A 14101-nucleotide genomic window follows, 5' to 3' on the forward strand; every position below is an offset into this window, starting at 1 on the left:
GGTACTCACCGATTCGGTGTTCAGCGCCGACGGTGACCTCGCGCCGCTGCACGCACTCCATCGGGTGTGCCGCGCGCACGGCGCGTTGCTGCTCGTCGACGAGGCCCACGGTGTGGGCGTCCGCGGTGTAGGGGGTCGCGGACTCGTACACGAAGTGGGCCTCGCCGGCGAGCCCGATGTCGTCGTCACGGCGACACTGTCCAAATCACTTGCCGCACAGGGCGGAATCGTGCTCGGGGACGGCCGGATCCGAGAACACCTCATCGACACCGCCCGCACCTTCATCTTCGACACCGGACTCGCACCCGCAGCCGTCGGTGCCGCCCGCAGCGCACTGCGCATCCTGCGCGAGCAACCGGAGCGCGCCACCGCGGTACTGGAACGGGCCGCCGATCTCGCCCGCATCTCCGGTGTCGACGCCCCCGAATCGGCTGTCGTGTCGGTGATCCTCGGTGATCCGATGGTCGCCGTCGGTGCCGCCGCGGCGTGCCGCGAACGCGGCCTGCACGTCGGCTGCTTCCGCCCGCCGTCCGTTCCCGCGGGCACCTCCCGGCTACGCCTGACCGCCCGCGCGAACCTGGACGCCGAGGATCTGGAACTGATCGAATCGGTACTCGGCGACGTTCTCGCGGAGGCCCGGGTGTGAGCGTTCTCTGCATCACCGGCACCTCCACCGACGTCGGTAAAACCGTTGTCACCGCGGCCGTCGCGGCCGTCGCGGTGGCGGCCGGTCTGCGCGTCGCGGTGTGCAAACCGGCGCAGACAGGTGTCGTGGACGGTGAACCCGGCGACCTCGCCGAGATCACCCGGCTCGCCGGGCCGGGCATCGACACGATCGAACTGGCCCGCTATCCGGAACCGCTCGCCCCGGACACCGCGGCCCGCCGCAGCGGACGGCCGCTGCTGCGCCTCGCCGACGTCGTCGACGCGATCCGCGGACTCGACGCCACCCACGATCTGACCCTCGTCGAGGGCGCCGGGGGAGTGCTCGTGCGGATCGGAGCCGACGGGTTCACCCTCGCCGACATCGCCGCCGCGCTCGACGCACCGACGGTGGTCGTCGCTGCCGCCGGGCTGGGCACGCTCAACCACAGCGCCCTGACCGTGGCGGCGTTGCGTTCGGCAGGTGTCGACTGTGCCGGCGTCGTCATCGGATCCTGGCCCGAGGCACCGGATCTCGCACACCGATGCAACCTCGACGATCTGCCCGACGTCACCGGTGTGCCTCTGCTCGGCCGCGTTCCGGCGGGTAGCGGTGACCTCGATTCGGTGGCGTTCACGGCAGGCGCGCAGCGGTGGCTGAGCACTGCCGGGCTGCCTGTCTGTTCCCACCGGTAGAACCGTCACCGGACCACCACGACGAGGAGGGCCCGATGCTCGAGATCCTGCTGATATCGGGGAGTCTGCGCGACGCATCGAGCAACTCGGCTTTGCTGCGCACGGCGGGGGCACTCGCCTCCGATGGCGTCCGCGGTGTGGCATACGGCGGGATGGGGGACTTGCCGCACTTCAATCCCGACGACGACCACGATCCTCTTCCGCAGTCGGTCGTCGACCTGCGGCAGCAGATCGAACGCGCAGCCGCACTGCTGATCTGCACACCCGAGTACGCCGGAGCCCTACCCGGGTCGTTCAAGAATCTGCTGGACTGGACGGTGGGTGGAACCGAGATCGGCGACAAGCCCACGGCGTGGATCAACGTCTCCGCCAACGCGACCCGAGCAGCGAACGCGCACGCGTCCCTGCGCCTGGTTCTCGCCTACACCGGAGCGGCGATCGTGGACGAGGCGTGCGCCCACCTGCCGGTGTTGCCTGCGATGATCGACGAGAACGGCTTCATCCGCGACGTCGATGTCCGTCGCGGTATCACCGACACCCTCGAAGCGCTCCGCCGACGGGTACTCGCCGGTTGACCATCTATGATCGTGCGACGGTGACTGTGCGAGAACATAATCGAGCGTCGGTCACCGAGCGTCCACCGGCTTGTGCGCGATCACCCGGATTCCGACGCCGCCGGTACCGACCCGGTGCACCTCGTCGACGACGAAACCCGCCTCCTCGAGGTAGGGGACCGGCTCGCGAGTGAGGTGATCGGCGCCGAACCGCACGGTGAGCGGTTCGACCGCCCGCATGAGCGCGGCACCGACACGGTTGGTGGCCGGGCCGTGCTCGGCGAGAACGAAGCGGCCACCGGGTACCAGTACCCGGAATGCTTCGCGGCTGGCCGCCAGCGGGTCGGGGATGGTGCAGAACGTCAGTGTCGAGACCACCGTGTCGACGCTGACGGCCGGCAGTTCGAGTGCCTGGGCGTCGCCCCGACGCACCGTCGCGCGGGTCAACTGCGCGTCGGTGATGCGGTGCCGGGCGATGTCGAGCATCTTGTCGGACAGGTCGATTCCGAGGATGCTCGTGACCTGCGGTCCGTACAGTGGCAGGTTCAGCCCGGTGCCGACCGCGATCTCGAGCACGCGACCTTCGGCGCGGGGGATCGCCCACTGCCGTGGCCGACCCATCACCCGACGTTCCCACCAGTCGATCTGCTTGTCGTATCGGCTCGACATGGTGTCGAAGATTCGCCCCACCGTGTCGTTGTCGGGTTGCCGCATCGTGCCCCCGCTTCTGCTGTGTCGATGTCCTTCGACTGTACCGACGCTGGGGCACCCTGAACCGAGAGCCCAGTTGAGGCTCGTCGTGCGACCACCGCGCATACGGTGTCGGCGTGTCATGATCGTCGCGTCGAATCGCGGGTGGCGATGAAGGCCGAATCGTGTCGGCAACGCGCATGCGCCGATATCGCGGCGTAGAGGTGCAGAACGCTGGGGGGGAACATGGTGACGGACAGGAAACGCAGCGCGGAGAGTCGAGAGCCGCAGGAGCGCTTCTGGGCGCGCGTGGCTCTGCCGGACGGACGACACGCGTGGGAGCTGCCGATATCGACCGTGTCCAGCTTCGAATCCCTTGTCGCGGCGGCGGCGGCGCAGGTGCTTCCGCGGGTCACGCTCGTCACGGTCATCACCCACGCCGACATGCCTTCCCGCGGAACACTCATCGTCACGATGCTGCGACACCCCGGTGGGGCATCGGCGCAGATTCACTGCACGTCCGAAGACGCAGTTTCCGGTGTGGTCAACGCGGCAGGGTTCGTGCTGTTGTGCGATGCCGCCGTATCGTCCGAGGATGCTCCGGACCTGATCGCGCCGGCGCCGGCGGTGCTCGCAGTGCCGCCGCAGGCGGAACCCGAGAGTGTCCGGGCCGGGACGGATGTGTCCACCGAATCCGGCGGCAGCGACGTTCCGCCACGCGACGCAGCCGAACGGCTCGTCTTCGCGACCTGGGCGGTCGTCACCGGCACCGCCGCGAAAGGCATCTTCGCGACGTTACCGATCCTCGATCATGACAGCGCCGTGAAGGTCGCTGCCCGCCTCACCGACCGTGTCGGCGGCGATATCACCGTCGACGACGTCCTCGATGCCGAGACCATCGAGCAACTCGCCGAAACCGTTCGCCCGCATCTGGAAGACGGATCGAAGATCGACGGCCTCGTGCGCACCCTCCGTGGTCGCGCCGAGGGGTCCACTGCGGTACCGGTTTTCGTGTTCCATCCGGCCGGCGGCTCGACCGTTGCGTACGAACCTCTGCTCAAACGGCTGCCCGCCCACACCCCGATGTTCGGACTCGAGCGGGTCGAGGGTCCCCTTGCCGAGCGAGCCGAGGCGTACCTTCCGTTGCTGCGCGCGATCCAGGGTGACGGCCCGTACGTGCTGTGCGGCTGGTCCTTCGGTGGTGCCCTCGCCTACGCGGTCGCCAAACGACTTCGCCGTGACGGAGCCGACGTTCGGCTTGTCGGCCTGATCGACACCGTCCTACCGGGCGTGAAGGTCGAGAACACTCCGGACGAGATCCGGGCGCGTTGGCAGCGGTACGCGGCGTTCGCGAAGAAGACCTACCACCTCGATGCACCACTTCCCTACGACCGGCTGGCCGCGGCCGGCAGCGACGACGAGCAGATCAAGATTTTGATGGACCTGCTCGACGCCAGCGGCACCACGATTCCCGCCGGTATCGTCGAGCACCAACGCACCTCGTGGCTCGACAATCGGGCCGTCGCGTCCACCGACCTGAGCGAGACCTACGACGGCAACGTCGTGCTGTACATGGCCGAGACGTACCTCGACGATCAGATCGCACTCGAACCGGCATTCGCGGTCCGTCAGTCCGACGGCGGCTGGGGTGACGCGGTGGAAAACCTGGAGGTCGTCCACGTCGGTTGTGACCATGTTCAGATTGTCGACGAGCCGTACATCGGAAGGGTCGGGGCCGATCTGGCATCCAGGCTGGCCGCGATCGACGCTGCATTGACAACACGCTGAGAGGCAGCGGTGCGCGGAACTGCGGCACGGACTGATCGAAGTGTAGGTTTGAGCGCGCGGTGAGGAGTTCAACCGTCAGCGATGCGAGGCGCACCGTGACGGAGGCTGTCTGACAGGCGCGATTGGCGGAACCCGCCGAGGCTCACCGGGGATTGCCGTACTGTGAAGGACATCACATCGTGTCGGCCGGTCCGACGTGCCGACCCGTCCCGTGCGGAGGTTCGGATGTCCACCACCGAAATGCAGGAACTGCAACGCACCATCGGTCATCTTCGGCAGTGCGTCGGATCGCTGCGTTCCCGTTACGGCGACGCCGCCGCCGTCAAGCGCCTCGCCAACGACCTCGACCGCCTCGACATCGACGCCAAGGACCTCGACGGCGCACCGCCCGCCGAGGTTCGGGTGCGCTCCACCGAGCGCATCCCGGTGCCGGACTCGCCGTACGACGAAGGCCTGTTCCGGGGTGTCGACGCCGACGACGAAGGGCTCGGCGGGCACCACGGGGAGCGGTGAGCGCCCCGGAGGCCACCGGCGTCCGGTCCGTGACCCGTGCGAGGATCGCGGAACGGACGCTGCGCACCGACATGTGGTGGCTCACCCCGCTGCTCACCGTTGTGGGTCTGACGATCTTCGTCGTCTACGCCACGATCCGATCGTTCGTCCGCACCGCCTACTGGGTCGACGACTACCACTACCTCACGCCGTTCTACTCGCCGTGCGTCAGCGCCTCGTGTATCCCCGGTTCGAGTCACTTCGGGGTGTGGGTGGGCGAATTGCCCATGTGGATCCCGCTCGCGTTCCTGTCGCTGCCGTTCCTGCTGGGTTTCCGGCTGACCTGCTACTACTACCGCAAGGCCTACTACCGGTCGTTCTGGCTGTCGCCGCCGGCCTGCGCGGTCGCCGAACCCCGTGCCCGCTACACCGGGGAGACCCGGCTTCCGCTGATCCTGCAGAACGCGCACCGCTACTTCTTCTATGCGGGATTCGTGATTTCGCTGGTCAACACGTACGACGCGATCCTCGCGTTCCACAGTCCGAGCGGCTTCGGGTTCGGGCTCGGCAACGTGATCCTCGTGATCAACGTGATTTTGCTGTGGGGATATACCCTCTCGTGCCATTCCTGCCGGCACGTCACCGGCGGCAGGCTCAAGCATTTTTCGAAACATCCGGTGCGCTACCGCATCTGGACGGTCGTGTCGAAGCTCAACACCCGGCACATGCAGTTCGCGTGGATCACCTTGGGCACGTTGATGATCACCGACTGCTACATCATGCTCGTCGCGAGCGGCACCATATCGGATCTGCGGTTCGTCGGCTGACGACACCGTGAGGGGCACCAGGGGACAGGGAGGGCAACGATGCCGGAGGTCGAACGGCACGAATACGACGTCGTGGTGATCGGCGCGGGCGGGGCCGGTCTGCGCGCGGTCATCGAGGCACGCCAGCGCGGCCTGCGCGTCGCAGTCGTATGCAAGTCGCTGTTCGGCAAGGCCCACACCGTCATGGCCGAAGGGGGCTGCGCCGCCGCGATGGGCAACGCCAATCCGCACGACTCATGGCAGGTGCACTATCAGGACACCATGCGCGGCGGGAAGTTCCTCAACAACTGGCGGATGGCCGAACTGCACGCCCGCGAGGCCCCGGACCGGGTGTGGGAACTGGAAACATACGGCGCGTTGTTCGATCGCACGCCCGACGGGCGGATCAGTCAGCGCAACTTCGGTGGACACACCTATCCGCGGCTCGCGCACGTCGGTGACCGCACCGGACTCGAACTGATCCGCACCATGCAACAGAAGATCGTGTCGCTGCAGCAGGAAGACCATGCCGCGCACGGCGACTACGAGGCCCGGGTCAAGGTGTTCGCCGAATGCACCATCACCGAACTGCTCGTCGACGACTCCGGTCGCATCGCCGGAGCGTTCGGCTACTGGCGTGAATCCGGCCGGTTCGTGCTGTTCGACGCCCCCGCCGTCATCATCGCGACCGGCGGCATCGGCAAGTCGTACAAGGTGACGTCGAACTCGTGGGAGTACACCGGCGACGGGCACGCACTCGCCCTGCGGGCCGGTGCAGCCCTGATCAACATGGAGTTCATCCAGTTCCACCCCACCGGCATGATCTGGCCGCCGAGCGTCAAAGGCATCCTCGTCACCGAAGGAGTGCGCGGCGACGGTGGGGTGCTCGAGAACTCCGACGGCGAACGGTTCATGTTCTCGTACGTCCCGTCGGTGTTCAAAGGGCAGTACGCCGAGACCGAGGAAGAAGCCGACCGCTGGTACGAGGACCAGGAGAACAACCGACGCACCCCGGATCTGTTGCCCCGCGACGAGGTGGCCCGCGCCATCAACTCCGAGGTCAAAGCAGGTCGCCACAGCCCGCACGGCGGAGTGTTCCTCGACATCGCCTCCCGCATGCCCGCCGCCGAGATCGTGCGCCGGTTGCCGTCGATGCACCACCAATTTCTCGAACTCGCCGACGTCGACATCACGAAGGAACCGATGGAGGTCGGACCCACCTGCCACTACGTGATGGGCGGCATCGAGGTCGACCCGGACACCGCCGCCGCGTCGATACCCGGCCTGTTCGCCGCCGGAGAATGTTCCGGCGGCATGCACGGATCGAACCGGCTCGGCGGCAACTCGTTGTCGGACCTGCTGGTGTTCGGGCGTCGTGCCGGACTCGGGGCCGCGGACTATGTGGACGGACTCACCGAACGGCCGCAGGTGACCGACACCGATATCGACGCGGCGGCGCGGACCGCGCTGTCGCCGTTCGACCCGGACATCCCCGACCGCGCCGAAAACCCGTACACCCTGCACGCGGAACTGCAGCAGTCGATGCACGACCTTGTCGGCATCATCCGCCGCGCCGACGAGATCGAACGTGCCCTGGCCGAACTCGACGTGCTGCGCACCCGCATCCGGAACGTCGCGGTCGAAGGCAACCGACAGTTCAACCCGGGTTGGCATCTCGCACTCGACCTGCGCAACATGCTGCTGGTGTGTGAATGTGTCGCGCGAGCGGCGTTGCTGCGCACCGAAAGTCGCGGTGGACACACCCGAGACGACCATCCGACGATGGATGCGCAGTGGCGGCGGACGCTGCTGGTGTGCCGCACCGACGGCACCGACCGCGCGATCCCCGACGTGACGGTGACCGCGGAAGGGCAACAGCCGATGCGGCCCGATCTCCTCGAGTTGTTCGACATCGACGAACTGGGCAAATACTTCACCGACGAAGAACTCGCCGATCATCCGGGCCGGAGGTCCTGACATGGGCTACCAGGCGGCCTTCCGGGTGTGGCGCGGCGACATCGACGGCGGAGACCTGCGCGACTACACCGTCGAAGCCAACGACGGGGAAGTGGTGCTCGACGTCGTCCACCGACTGCAAGCCACCCAGGCGCCGGATCTGGCGGTGCGCTGGAACTGCAAGGCAGGCAAGTGCGGTTCGTGTTCGGCGGAAATCAACGGCCGCCCCCGACTGCTGTGCATGACCCGGATGTCGACGTTCGCACCGGACGAGACGATCACCATCACACCCCTGCGCACCTTCCCGATCATCCGCGACCTCGTCACCGACGTGTCGTTCAACTACGACAAGGCCCGCGAAATCCCGTCGTTCACCCCGCCACCCGGTCTGGCACCGGGCGAGTACCGGATGCAGCAGGTCGACGTCGAACGCTCGCAGGAGTTCCGCAAGTGCATCGAATGTTTCCTGTGCCAGAACGTGTGTCACGTCGTGCGGGACCACGAGGACAACAAGACCGCGTTCGCCGGACCCCGCTACCTCATGCGCATCGCGGAACTGGACATGCACCCACTCGACGTCGCCGACCGGCGCGACGCCGCCCAGGACCAGCACGGCCTCGGCCTGTGCAACATCACCAAGTGCTGCACCGAGGTGTGCCCGGAGAACATCCACATCACCGACAACGCGCTGATCCCCATGAAGGAACGTGTCGCCGGACGCCGCTACGACCCGATCGCCTGGCTGGGCAACGCGCTGTTCCGCCGTCGGGAATCGTGAGTGCCGGTTGCGGCATTCACGATCGACGTGTGCATAATGACGCGAACGTTGCTGACACCCATCGCAGGGGAAGTCCGGTCGAATTCCGGCGCTGACCCGCAACGGTAGACCGCCGATCCCGGCGGTGAGCCCGATACCTGCCTGGGGGTCCGCGACTCCGAAAATCGCCGTGGTCTGCGAGACGGAGTTCAGCAGGACAGTTCGTGCACCTCGACCGCAGGTGACTGCTGTCGTGGTGAGCTGTGCTCGCGCCACCCGAAGCAGAGCACGAGGTCACATGTTCGCCCACCCCGGCCCCACGCGCCGATTCGCCGTGGCCCTGTCCACCGTCACAGCCGCCGCGCTGGTCCTGACCGGGTGCTCGCGCGGCACCACCGCGGTCGGCGTAGAGGCCACCGAGCCGTTCGCCGAACCGGTGACCATCACGAACTGCGACCGCACCGCCACCTTCGATACGGCCCCGCAGCGCATCGTCACGATGAACGACCACGTCACCGAGACGCTGATCCAGATGGGGGTCGGCGACCGCATCGTCGGCATGGGATACGGCGACAAGACCGATCCGCTGCCCGAGACCGCGGACCAGTTCCGCGCGATCCCGTCGCTCGCGCCGCAATATCCGACGCCCGAGCAGATTCTCGACCTCGAGCCCGATCTGATCGTCGGCGGCATGCGCAGCGCCTTCGACGACAAGAACGGGCTCGGCCGCGACACGTTCGAAGCCGCCGGTATCGCCACCTTCCTGTTCTCCGAATATTGCGGTCAGGGCTTCCCCGACATCGGTCTGCTCGAAAACGATTTCGCGCAACTCGGTGCGATCCTCGGCGTCGACGACCAGGCCGGCGCACTGACCGAGCAGATCGTGTCGGGTCTCGACGCCGTCGGCGCCCGGCTCGACGCAGCCGGTGCGGGACCGATCCGCACCTTCTTCTACGACTCCGGTGAGGCCGAACCGATGTCGGTCGGTGGCGTCGGAATCGGCAACCTCATCGGCGACTACGCCGGCCTCGAGAACATCACCGCCGATGGTCCCAAGCCCTACTTCACAACCAGTTGGGAGGTCGTCGGCGAACGCCAGCCCGACGCGATCGTCGTCCTCGACTACGGCAAGACCAGCGCGGACGACAAGATTGCCTACCTGAAGAACCACCCCGTCATGGCCACCACGCCGGCGGTACGCAACGATCGGTTCGTCGTCGTTCCGCTCGACGACTTCTTTGAAAGCTCACGCATGGTCACCTCCGCGGAAACCCTCGCCCGCGCCCTCCATCCGGAGGCATTCGTCGAGTGAGCACGATCGCCGAGTCCGCCCCGCACAGCGCCCTGACCGTCGACGACGCGGAGCCGCGACACCGCCGCCGGCCCCTCGCGGCGGTGCTCGCACCCCTGGCAGCGGCCCTCGTTTTCGCGGTGGCGGTCGCGGTGTCGCTGGGCACGATCACCATTCCGCTCGGCGACGTGTGGGCCATCGTGGCGCACCGCGTGTCTCCGATACCGCTCGACGCGGTGTGGGGTGAGCCGTGGTGGAGCGCGACCCGCGAAGCGATCGTGTTCGAATCGCGTCTTCCCCGCGCGCTGACCGCTGCGGTCGTCGGGGCCGCACTCGCCGTCGCCGGTGTCGCCGCACAGGCGGCGACCCGCAATCCACTCGCCGACCCTTACCTTCTCGGGGTGTCGTCGGGCGCGGGCTTCGGTGTCGCCGTCGTCACCGTCCTCGGGCTCGGCACCGGCATCCTCGGGATCTTCACGTTGCCGCTCGCCGCGTTCCTCGGTGCGCTGCTCCCACTCGCCGTGATCGTCGTGGTGAGCGTGCACGCGAATTCGGCCACCGCGATCGTGCTGGTCGGTGTCGCCCTGACGATGATGTTCTCCTCCCTGGTCACCTTCGTCCTGCTCGTCCTGGGCGACGTGCACCAACTCGGCACCGTGATGCAATGGCTCGCAGGCGGTTTCGGTGACGCGACCTGGACGTCCTTGATCGCACCCACGGTGGTTCTGATCGTCGTCGGCACCGCCACCATGGTGTGCGGCAGGCAACTCAACCTGCTCCTCACCGGTGACGACGGCGCGACCGCGCTCGGCATGAACGTGCCGCGCTTCCGCATCCTGATCCTGCTGACAGTGTCGTTGCTGGCGGCAGCGGCGGTCGCCGTGTCGGGAACGATCGGTTTCGTCGGCCTGCTCGTTCCTCACCTGGCCGCATTCCTCGTCGGCCGCAACGCCGCACGGCTCGTTCCGACCGCGGCTCTGCTCGGTGCCGTCGCCCTCGTCGCCGCCGATATCCTCGCCCGCTCCCTGAGCAACACCGCCGAACTCCCGATCGGCGTCATCACCGGACTCGTCGGAGGCCCCGTGTTCATCGTCATGTTGTGGCGGCGCTACCGGCAGGCCGCCCGATGACCCGACTGCGTGCCGCCGGCGTCACCGCTCGGCTCGGGGGCCGCACCGTTCTGCGCGGTGTCGACCTCGACGTCGCCCCCGGCGAGGTGGTTGCCCTCGTCGGCCCCAACGGCAGCGGCAAGACGACCCTGCTGCGCACCTGCTATCGGGCACTGGCGGTGACCGCCGGTGCGATCCTGCTCGACGACGACAGCATCCACACGCTGCGCCGTCGGCAGGTCGCGCGCACGATCGGAGTGAGCACCCAGGAACCCTCCGCGTTCGGCGGGGTCACCGTCCGCGAATCGGTGCGGCTCGGCCGCACCGCGGAACGCGGCTGGCTCGAACCGTTCACCGGTGAGGACGACGACATCGTTGCCCGCGTACTCGACCGGGTTTCCCTCACCGCGCACGCGGACCGCGACGTCGCGGCACTGTCCGGCGGTGAACGCCAACGGGTCTCGATCGCGCGGGCGCTCGCGCAGCAACCGCAGGTGATTCTGCTCGACGAGCCGACGAACCATCTCGATCTCCGCCACCAACTCGGGGTGCTCGAACTACTGCGTGAACTCGCCGCTCGCGGACTCGCCGTTCTCGTCACCCTCCACGACCTGCGTCTGGCGGCCGAGTACTGCGACCGGATCGCCGTGCTCGACGCCGGGCAGGTGGTCGATGTCGGCACCCCCGACGAGGTCCTCACCACCGAACTCCTCGACACGGTGTTCGGGGTGCGGGGGAGTATCCGGACCGTTGCGGGCCGCCGGGTGCTGGATTTGTTCGGACTTGTCGATGGCTGACGCCGGCGTCGACGACCCGTCGGACATCGACGCCGCCTACCGCCGGGTGGTGCCGGTGCTCGGGGACTTCGCGCACACCGTCGATCTCGCGGGCGCCACGTTCCCGGGCGAGCGGATGACCGACCGCGACTGGCTCGCCGCGCGCGTCGCCGACACCGGTGTGCGGTGGGGGTGCGACGATCCGCGGATCAACGGCACCCTGTGGTGGTATTCGGCGAGTTCGACCGTGGTGGCGGCGCCGATCGCCATGCTGGCCTCCGACGGTGTCGCCCCCGACCCGGATCCGGCGCAGTGGGTGTGCACCCTCCGCGACTACGGGTATCTCGGCGCGGTGCGCTCGCGTCGACTCGTGCGCAGCCCCTCCCGGTACGCCGAGCGGTTGGTGGCCGCGTACGGGTCGCTGATCGAGCCGCTCGCCGCCGTGTCCGGTGCCGCGCCGCGCGCACTGTGGGCGATCGCCACCGACTCGGTGGCCAACCGTGCGCTCGCGGTGGGCCGCACACTGGGTCGCGTCGATGACGCCTGCGCACTGGCCGTCGAGCTGGCCCGCCCGCCGCTGCTCACACCCAGGTTCGTCGACGTCGAGACGGCGTCGCGCACCGACCGATTCACTCGACGCGGATCCTGCTGCCTCATCTATCTCACCGCGGACAGCGACAAGTGCACGAGTTGTCCCCGGCGGACACCCGCTGATCGTCATGCGCGGCTGCGCCGGCACGTCGACGCATCGTGAGCCGGGTCGCGACTCGGGTATCGGCTCACGTCTCGACGCGTGGTCGGGGCACCGCGCCCGTTTGATACGGTCGCGGGCGGAGGTGGCCCAGTGGAGTCAAGCAGGATCGGTGAACTCGTCCGGTCGAGGATTACGACGACCGAACAGCTCGAAGCGGCCGTGGGTGTACCCACACCGGCGATTCTCGACAAGCACACGGCGTTCACGACGCCGCTGATGCGCGAATACATCACGCAGGCGCGGTTTTTCGTGCTCGCAACGTCCGATGCGGTGGGGAACTGCGATTGCTCACCGCGCGGCGACCTGCACAGCCGGGTGCTGTTCCCCGACGAGAAGACTCTGATCCTGCCGGACCGCCCCGGAAACCGGCGAGCCGATTCGTATCGCAATCTCCTGGAGAATCCGCGCGTCGGAATCCTGTTCGTCGTTCCCGGCGTCGACGAGGTGGTGCGCGTCAACGGCACCGCGTCCCTGTCCACCGACCCGGAATTGTTGGCGGAGTTGGCGATGTCCGGGAAGCCCGCGCAGCTCGCGGTGATCGTGCGGGTCGACGAGGCGTACCTGCATTGCGCGCGGGCGATTCTGCGCGCCAAGCTGTGGGAGCCGGAAACCTGGGCCGACCCCGAGACGGTGCCGTCGTTGCGTGACATTCTCGCCGAGCAGCACAATCTGAAGCTCGAAGACCTCGAGCCGGCCCGGCAGGAGTCCTACCGGGCCGAACTCTACTGAGGATCGGGTCAGCGCACGCGTTCGGCGAGCAGCGGAACGAGTTGGTCGAGCGCGAACGGAACCGACAGCGCCGAGTTCATCGAGAACGCGGCGGCGATGTCGGAGTCGCTGTCGAGCACCAGGAACCGTCCGTCCTGCACGGCCGGAATCTGTTGGAACAACACGTTGTTCGTCACGTCACCGGTCGGCAGGTAGATCGGCAGTACGATCAGCAGGTCCGCGTCGAGCAGGTTCAGGTTCTCCTCGGAGACCGGGATGAAGAAGTTGTCGGTCTCGATGGCCTGCACCTGCGGATTGTTCACGAATCCGAGTGCGGTGACGAAGTCGACGCGGGAATCGCCGATCACGTAGGCGCCCCAGCCGTCGGACGTGTAGGCGGCGACGGTGACGGTCTTGCCCGCGAACGCGGGATTGTCGGCGCTGGCGGCCGCGAAGTCCGCATCGATCGTCGACAGCAACTCCTCGCCCTTCTCCGGTATGCCCAGCGCCGCCGCGACCGAGGTGACCTGGTCGTCGAGCGAGGTGAGGTAGGCGTCGCTGCCCTCCGGGATCCCGACGGTCGTGGTGATGTTCGACAGTGATTCGAAGCGGGCCGCGTCGCCGGAGCTCTTCGTGTCCAGGATCAGATCCGGGGTCAGCGCGGCGAGCATCTCGTAGGACGGGTCCATCGTGGCGATGATCTCCGGTGACGACGTGTACAGGCCCTGCGCCCACGGTCCGACACCGTCGCCGCCGAACGCGAGCCAGTCGCTGGCGCCGACCGGTTGCACGCCGAGGGCGAGCGCGGTTTCCGCGTCACCCCAGCCGAGCGCGGCGACCCGTTCGGGTGCGGATTCGACGGTGACGTCCCCGAACTTCGTGGCGACGGTCGCGGGGAAGGCGCCGCCGCTCGACGCGGCCCCGGATTCGGATGCGGTGTCGTTCGAACCGCACGCGGTCAGGAGGAGAGCGGTGGTGGCGACGGTGGTGACCAGCGCGGCGGATCGACGTTTCATGGGACCTCAACTCTGTCGTACATCAGGTGAGGCAATCCTAATAGGAGTTCGGGATCCACTGTGAAC

The 14101-nt window shown here is 67.7% G+C and carries 14 protein-coding genes and 1 pseudogene; 13 read left to right on the top strand and 2 right to left on the bottom strand.

The genetic code is table 11. The features are described 5' to 3' along the window. The 3 genes from WAX14_RS23615 to WAX14_RS23625 all read left to right on the top strand — a co-directional run. The coding region (locus WAX14_RS23615) for an aminotransferase class I/II-fold pyridoxal phosphate-dependent enzyme (RefSeq protein ID WP_422630471.1) at positions 1–646 on the top strand (646 nt) is incomplete at its 5' end. Next, positions 643–1338 carry a dethiobiotin synthase gene (gene bioD / locus WAX14_RS23620; protein ID WP_422630472.1) on the top strand — a complete coding sequence of 232 codons (696 nt, stop codon included), beginning with the start codon at positions 643–645 and terminating at the stop codon, positions 1336–1338. The genes WAX14_RS23615 and bioD, both read left to right, overlap by 4 nt. A 35-nt stretch (positions 1339–1373) precedes the next feature. After that, positions 1374–1913 (top strand): NADPH-dependent FMN reductase, encoded by a 540-nt coding sequence (locus WAX14_RS23625; protein WP_422630473.1) that lies wholly within the window; start codon positions 1374–1376, stop codon positions 1911–1913. A gap of 51 nt (positions 1914–1964) precedes the next feature. Here WAX14_RS23625 and WAX14_RS23630 read toward each other — a convergent pair whose 3' ends face one another. Continuing rightward, positions 1965–2606, bottom strand: a complete 642-nt coding sequence (locus WAX14_RS23630; protein ID WP_422630474.1) for a class I SAM-dependent methyltransferase — start codon at positions 2604–2606, stop codon at positions 1965–1967. 675 nt (positions 2607–3281) lie between these two features. Between WAX14_RS23630 and WAX14_RS23635 the strand changes: the two are divergent. The 10 genes and pseudogenes from WAX14_RS23635 to WAX14_RS23680 form a co-directional block, all read left to right on the top strand. Then, positions 3282–4370: pseudogene (locus WAX14_RS23635) on the top strand (thioesterase domain-containing protein); the annotation flags it as partial. Between the two features lie 225 nt (positions 4371–4595). Then, entirely contained in the window at positions 4596–4883 is a 288-nt protein-coding gene (locus WAX14_RS23640; protein WP_422630475.1) for a hypothetical protein, read from the top strand. Then, positions 4880–5689, top strand: a complete 810-nt coding sequence (locus tag WAX14_RS23645) for a hypothetical protein (RefSeq protein WP_422630476.1) — start codon at positions 4880–4882, stop codon at positions 5687–5689. The genes WAX14_RS23640 and WAX14_RS23645 overlap by 4 nt, the downstream gene beginning before the upstream one ends. Before the next feature lie 39 nt (positions 5690–5728). After that, the gene (locus WAX14_RS23650; protein WP_422630477.1) at positions 5729–7645 is read left to right on the top strand and encodes a fumarate reductase/succinate dehydrogenase flavoprotein subunit; all 1917 of its coding nucleotides are present in this window, start codon (positions 5729–5731) and stop codon (positions 7643–7645) included. Position 7646: 1 nt separating this feature from the next. Continuing rightward, entirely contained in the window at positions 7647–8402 is a 756-nt protein-coding gene (locus WAX14_RS23655; protein ID WP_422630478.1) for a succinate dehydrogenase/fumarate reductase iron-sulfur subunit, read from the top strand. A 277-nt stretch (positions 8403–8679) separates the two neighbouring features. Continuing rightward, a complete protein-coding gene (locus WAX14_RS23660) occupies positions 8680–9693 on the top strand; it encodes an ABC transporter substrate-binding protein (protein ID WP_422630479.1) in 1014 nt (337 codons plus the stop codon). Positions 9694–9698: 5 nt separating this feature from the next. After that, on the top strand, positions 9699–10802 hold the full coding sequence (locus WAX14_RS23665; protein WP_422630514.1) for a FecCD family ABC transporter permease: 1104 nt from the start codon (positions 9699–9701) through the stop codon (positions 10800–10802). After that, entirely contained in the window at positions 10799–11578 is a 780-nt protein-coding gene (locus WAX14_RS23670) for an ABC transporter ATP-binding protein (protein WP_422630480.1), read from the top strand. Before WAX14_RS23665 ends, WAX14_RS23670 begins: the two co-directional genes overlap by 4 nt. Further along, a complete protein-coding gene (locus WAX14_RS23675; RefSeq protein WP_422630481.1) occupies positions 11571–12311 on the top strand; it encodes a (2Fe-2S)-binding protein in 741 nt (246 codons plus the stop codon). Before WAX14_RS23670 ends, WAX14_RS23675 begins: the two co-directional genes overlap by 8 nt. Positions 12312–12401: 90 nt before the next feature. Next, the gene (locus tag WAX14_RS23680) at positions 12402–13040 is read left to right on the top strand and encodes a pyridoxamine 5'-phosphate oxidase family protein (RefSeq protein ID WP_422630482.1); all 639 of its coding nucleotides are present in this window, start codon (positions 12402–12404) and stop codon (positions 13038–13040) included. A gap of 8 nt (positions 13041–13048) precedes the next feature. Here WAX14_RS23680 and WAX14_RS23685 read toward each other — a convergent pair whose 3' ends face one another. Further along, entirely contained in the window at positions 13049–14035 is a 987-nt protein-coding gene (locus WAX14_RS23685) for an ABC transporter substrate-binding protein (protein ID WP_422630483.1), read from the bottom strand. Positions 14036–14101: the final 66 nt, after the last annotated feature.

It is taken from the genome of Rhodococcus sp. (in: high G+C Gram-positive bacteria) (assembly GCF_049299235.1).
Taxonomy (GTDB): Bacteria; Actinomycetota; Actinomycetes; order Mycobacteriales; family Mycobacteriaceae; genus Rhodococcus.

Coding starts and splice junctions, on each gene's coding strand:
- WAX14_RS23625 (WP_422630473.1), top strand. CDS start 1,374: ATGCTCGAGATCCTGCTGATATCGGGGAGTCTGCGCGACGCATCGAGC.
- WAX14_RS23630 (WP_422630474.1), bottom strand. CDS start 2,606: ATGCGGCAACCCGACAACGACACGGTGGGGCGAATCTTCGACACCATG.
- WAX14_RS23640 (WP_422630475.1), top strand. CDS start 4,596: ATGTCCACCACCGAAATGCAGGAACTGCAACGCACCATCGGTCATCTT.
- WAX14_RS23650 (WP_422630477.1), top strand. CDS start 5,729: ATGCCGGAGGTCGAACGGCACGAATACGACGTCGTGGTGATCGGCGCG.
- WAX14_RS23655 (WP_422630478.1), top strand. CDS start 7,647: ATGGGCTACCAGGCGGCCTTCCGGGTGTGGCGCGGCGACATCGACGGC.
- WAX14_RS23660 (WP_422630479.1), top strand. CDS start 8,680: ATGTTCGCCCACCCCGGCCCCACGCGCCGATTCGCCGTGGCCCTGTCC.
- WAX14_RS23670 (WP_422630480.1), top strand. CDS start 10,799: ATGACCCGACTGCGTGCCGCCGGCGTCACCGCTCGGCTCGGGGGCCGC.
- WAX14_RS23675 (WP_422630481.1), top strand. CDS start 11,571: ATGGCTGACGCCGGCGTCGACGACCCGTCGGACATCGACGCCGCCTAC.
- WAX14_RS23685 (WP_422630483.1), bottom strand. CDS start 14,035: ATGAAACGTCGATCCGCCGCGCTGGTCACCACCGTCGCCACCACCGCT.